At 75.1% G+C, this 4973-nt stretch carries 5 protein-coding genes; 1 reads left to right on the forward strand and 4 read right to left on the reverse strand.

Features of this window, described 5'->3' with window-relative positions:
* The 4 genes from UW392_RS08000 to UW392_RS08015 form a co-directional block, all read right to left on the reverse strand.
* A partial coding sequence (locus tag UW392_RS08000; RefSeq protein ID WP_414495757.1) for a BadF/BadG/BcrA/BcrD ATPase family protein occupies positions 1-581 on the reverse strand: 581 nt, incomplete at its 3' end.
* Positions 578-1255, reverse strand: a complete 678-nt coding sequence (locus tag UW392_RS08005) for a uracil-DNA glycosylase (RefSeq protein WP_320774179.1) — start codon at positions 1253-1255, stop codon at positions 578-580. The genes UW392_RS08005 and UW392_RS08000, both read right to left, overlap by 4 nt.
* 97 nt (positions 1256-1352) lie before the next feature.
* Positions 1353-2441 carry a sialidase family protein gene (locus tag UW392_RS08010; RefSeq protein ID WP_320774180.1) on the reverse strand — a complete coding sequence of 363 codons (1089 nt, stop codon included), beginning with the start codon at positions 2439-2441 and terminating at the stop codon, positions 1353-1355.
* 161 nt (positions 2442-2602) lie between these two features.
* Positions 2603-4339, reverse strand: a complete 1737-nt coding sequence (locus UW392_RS08015; protein WP_320774181.1) for a DNA alkylation response protein — start codon at positions 4337-4339, stop codon at positions 2603-2605.
* 72 nt (positions 4340-4411) lie between these two features.
* Here UW392_RS08015 and UW392_RS08020 point away from each other — a divergent pair.
* Positions 4412-4973, forward strand: a 562-nt coding sequence (locus UW392_RS08020; RefSeq protein ID WP_320774182.1) for a PaaX domain-containing protein, C- domain protein, incomplete at its 3' end; no start/stop codon positions are given.

Below are 4973 nucleotides of genomic sequence, written 5' to 3' on the forward strand. Positions count from 1 at the left end.
CCGTCGTGGGCGCGCAGCGCCGCCTCCAGCCCGGCCCGTCCGGTCCAGGCGCCGCCTCCGCAGTCGCCGAGCAGGTGCCCCCAGCCGTCCGCCCGGCGCCAGCCCGTCAGGTCGGTGCCGACCGCGATCAGCCCCGTGCCCGCGGCGACCACGGCGCCGGGCGCGAAGCCGAGGGCGCCGGTGTAGGCGGTGACGGCGTCGGCGGCCAGCGCGAGCCGCTCGGTGCCCAGCCGGCCGAGGAGAGCGCCCGGCAGTTCGGCCCGCAGGCCGTCGCCGAGGGTGGCGAGCCCCGCCGCGCCGACGACGGCGGTGGTCAGCCGGTCCACCCCGGCGGCTGCCGCCGACGCCCGAGCCAGCGGCAGCAGTTGCTCCAGCAGATGCCCGGGGTCGATCCCCCGCGGGCCTGTCCGGACGGGTTCCCGCGACGCACGCCGGACCAGGGGCCCGGTGCCGCCCGCTCGGGTGGCTGTCAGGGCCCCGACGGCGACCCGGAGCCCCGAGCCGCCGGAGTCCACGGCGAGGAACCCGGCCGTTCCGCCCGCGCGGTGCACACCGTCGGCCCCATCGGCCCCGTCGGTCACGGCAGACGCCAGTCCACCGGCTGACCTCCCTGTCTCATCAGGAGGTCGTTGGCCTTGCTGAACGGCCGTGAACCGAAGAAGCCCCGGTCGGCGGACATCGGCGAGGGGTGGGCGGACTCCACGGCGGGGAGGTCGCCCAGCAGCGGCCGCAGGTTGCGGGCGTCCCGGCCCCACAGGATCGACACCAGCGGCTTGCCGCGGGCCGCCAGCGCGCGGATGGCCTGCTCGGTGACCTCCTCCCAGCCCTTGCCGCGGTGGGCGGCGGGCTTGCGCGGGGCCGTGGTGAGTGCCCTGTTGAGCAGCAGTACGCCCTGCCGGGTCCACGGCGTCAGGTCACCGCTCGTGGGCTGCGGGAGGCCGAGGTCGGTGTTCAGCTCCCGGTAGATGTTGATCAGGCTGCCGGGCAGCGGGCGTACCTCGGGGGCGACCGAGAACGACAGCCCCACGGCGTGCCCCGGGGTCGGATAAGGGTCCTGACCGACGATCAGTACCCGTACGTCGTCGAAGGGCTGCTGGAAAGCGCGCAGGACGTTCGCGCCGGCCGGGAGGTACGTCCGTCCGGCGGCGATCTCCGCGCGCAGGAAGTCGCCCATCGCGGCGATGCGTCCGGCCACGGGTTCGAGGGCCTGCGCCCAGCCGGCTTCGACGGTCTCGTGCAAGGGTCGTGGTGCCACGGCCGTCACCCTACTGCCGTACGGGTGACGGCCGGCAACCGGTGGCCGACGCCGAAGGGCACCGTCCGGTGGGGCGCGCCCGCACCGCCTCCGTGCCTCATCCGACGACCGCCGCCCGCACGCACAGCACGTCCGGCAGGTGGGCCGCCAACTGCCGCCAGCTGTCGCCGTCGTCGGCCGATGCGTACAGTTCGCCATTGCGATTGCCGAAGTACACGCCGGCCGGTCCGTCCGCGTCGTCGGTGCACAGGGCGTCGCGCAGCACCGTGCCGTAGTGGTCCTCCCGGGGCAGCCCTCCGGTGAGCGGCTCCCAGCTCTTGCCGGCGTCCGCGGTCCGGAAGACCCGGCAGCGCCGGTCGGCCGGCACCCGGTCCGCGTCGGCGTTGATCGGGAAGGTGTACGCCGTGCCACCACTGCTCGGATGCGTCGCCATCGCGAATCCGAATGTGGACGGCAGCCCGTCGCCGATGTCCGTCCAGTGCGCGCCGGAGTCGTCGCTGCGGTACACGCCCCAGTGGTTCTGCAGGTAGAGGCGGTCCGGGTCGGCCGCGTCCCGGGCCACCTTGTGCACGCACTGCCCGAACTCAGGGTGCGGGTCGGGCAGGAACACCGCGGAGACACCGGAGTTGGACGGCGACCAGCTCGCGCCGCCGTCCGTGGTGCGGAAGACACCCGCGGTCGAGACGGCGACGGTCACGGCCTCCGGGTCGCGCGCGTCGGTGAGCACGGTGTGCAGTCCCTCGCCCCCGCCGCCCGGCACCCACCGGGAGCGGGTGGGGTGCTCCCACAGCGGCCGGACCAGCTCGAAGGTCTCCCCGCGGTCCTCCGAGCGGTACAGTGCGGCCGGTTCGGTGCCGGCCCAGACCACGTCCGGTTCGGCGGCGGACGGATGGAGCTGCCACACCCGCTCCAGGGAGGCGCCCGTCTCCTTGGGGAACCGGACGGCGGCCTGCCGGGGCTCGGTCCAGGTGCGGCCCAGGTCGTCGGAGTGGAACACCGAGGGGCCCCAGTGCGCGCTGTCCCCGCCGGCCAGCAGCCGCGGAGTGTCCGCCCGGGTGTCCAGCGCGACCGAGTAGACGGCCTGCGCGGGGAAGCAGGGGTCCGGGTCGAACTCCCACGCACCCCCTCGGCGGCGCCCGAGGAACAGGCCCTTCCTGGTGCCCACGGCGAGCAGTACCTCGGTCATGCCGACCACCTCCGCGGCGTCTTCGTCGACGCCTTGAGTCCTGGTGTCCGCCGACGCCCCGGTGGCGTCTCGGTGACGGATGTCGGCCAGTCTGCACCCCGGCACTGACAGTCTCCCGCGTACCGAGCGGACTGCGGGCCGTGGACGGACAAGGGCGCAGCTCAGAGGGGTTGTGCGGGCGACAGCGCGCGCCCCAGGACGGTGTCGAGCCCCGCGTCGTCGGGCAGGGTGCCGAAGGCGTGTCCCCAGTCGCCGCCCAGCCGGCTCGCGCAGAAGGCGTCGGCGACCGCGGGCGGGGCGTGCCGCACCAGCAGCGCGCCCTGGAGGGTGAGCGCCAGCAGCTCCACCAGCCGGCGGGCCCCGGCCGGGCGGGCGGCGGCCAGGCCGTCCTTGAGCCGGACCACGGCCGCGTCCAGCCGGGTGTCTCCGCCCCTGGCCAGGGCGAGTTCGGCGAACAGCGCGTCGGCGGTGTGCGGTTCGCGGCCCAGCGCCCGCAGCACGTCCAGGGCGTTGACGTTGCCCGAGCCCTCCCAGATCGACAGCAGCGGGGCCTCGCGGTAGTGCCGGGGCATGCCGGAGTCCTCGACGTAGCCGTTGCCGCCGAGGCACTCCAGGGCCTCCGCGGTGAAGGCGGGTCCCCGCTTGGTCACCCAGTACTTGCCCGCGGCGGTGGCGATCCGCCGGAACGCCGCCTCCCCGGCGTCCCCGCGCACCGCGCGGTCGGCCGCCCCGGCCAGCCGCAGCGCGAGCGTCGTCGCGGCCTCCGACTCCAGCGCCAGGTCGGCCAGGACGTTGCGCATCAGCGGCTGGTCGAGCAGCCGGGCCCCGAAGGCGGTGCGGTGGCGTGCGTGGTGACCGGCCTCCACGAGCGTCTTGCGCATCAGTGTCGCCGTCGACATCACACAGTCCAGGCGGGTGCAGTTGACCATCTCGATGATGGTCTTGACGCCCTGCCCCCCGGGCCCGACCAGCCAGGCCACCGTCCCGTCGAACTCCGGCTCGGACGACGCGTTGGACCGGTTGCCGAGCTTGTCCTTCAGACGCTGGACGCGGAAGGTGTTGCGGGTGCCGTCGGGCAGCACCCGCGGCACCAGGAAGCAGGACAGACCGTCGGGCGCCTGGGCCAGCACCAGGAACACGTCGCACATCGGCGCCGACGTGAACCACTTGTGCCCGCGCAGCGTGTACACGCCGGGCTCCGCGGTCGGCGTCGCCACCGTGGTGTTGGTCCGGACGTCCGAGCCGCCCTGCTTCTCGGTCATCCCCATCCCGGCGAGCAGACCCCGCTTCTCCGTCGGCGTCCTGAGTCCCGGGTCGTACGCGCGGCCGGTGAGCAGCGGCTCGTACACCGCGGCCAGTTCCGGCTGCCGGCGCAGCGCGGGGACGGCGGCGTACGTCATCGACGTCGGGCACCCGTGGCCGGCTTCCGTGTGCCCCCACACGAGTCCGCCCGCCGTCCGCGCCACGTGCGCGCCGGGCCGGTCGTCCGCCCACGGCGCGCCGGCCAGCCCCTCGCCGACCGCCACCCGCATCAGATGGTGCCAGCTCGGGTGGTACTCGACCTCGTCGATCCGGTTGCCGTACCGGTCGTGGGTGCGCAGCACCGGCTCGTGCCGGTTGGCCAGGTCGCCCCACTCCTGCGCCTCGACGCTGCCGGCCCGCCGGCCGAGGCGCCGCAGATCCTCCACGGCCCAGCCCGCGCCCTCCCGGCGCACCCCCTCCAACAGGGCGGTGTCGTCGGAGGCGTCGTAGGGGGCGAGGGGTGGCGGCTGGTTGGTGACGTCGTGCGTGGCGCGGCCCGCCGGTTCCGCGGAGGCTCCGGACACGGACGCTCCGGCCGCCGCGTACGGCTCGTGCTGCTCGTACGGCTCGTGCTGCTTGTGCGCGAGAGTCGCCATGACGCGAGTGTTGCACTCCGACTGCGGCCGCAGCAACAGTGCAATACGGGGGCGCACGTACAGTACGTGTCCATGCGCATCGACGACCCCGTGTCCGACGCCGGGCCGGTACTGCGCCCGCTCTCCGCGCGGTCGGTCCTGCTCAGCCTGCTCCTGGGTACGCACCCGCCCGAGCTGCCGGTACGGGAACTGGTGCGGCACGCCGAGCGGTTCGACGTCGGCGGGTCCACCGCGCGGGCGGCGCTCAGCCGGATGGCGGCCGCCGGAGACCTGCGGCGCACGGCCACCGGCTACCGGCTCAGCGAGCGGCTCGTGGAGCGGCAGCGGCGCCAGGACGAGGCGGTGCACCCGCGCACGCGCGCGTGGGACGGCGACTGGGAGATGGTCGTCATCACCGCGACCGGGCGCGGCCCGGCCGAACGCGCCGAACTACGGACCCGGCTGACCGGGCTCCGGCTCGCCGAACTCCGGGAGGGTGTGTGGCTGCGCCCCGCCAATCTGCGCCGTCCGCTGCCCGTCGCACTGGACGCGGTGGCGCAGCACTACACCGCGCGGCCGGAGCGGCCCGCCCGCGAACTCGCCGCCGCGCTGTGGCCGCTGGACGGCTGGGCGGCGACGTCCCGCGCGCTGCTCG

The organism is Streptomyces sp. CRN 30, assembly GCF_034105845.1.

Excerpts from the sequence above, each read along its gene's own strand:
- UW392_RS08010 (WP_320774180.1), bottom strand. The coding sequence starts at position 2,441 with ATGACCGAGGTACTGCTCGCCGTGGGCACCAGGAAGGGCCTGTTCCTC.
- UW392_RS08015 (WP_320774181.1), bottom strand. The coding sequence starts at position 4,339 with ATGGCGACTCTCGCGCACAAGCAGCACGAGCCGTACGAGCAGCACGAG.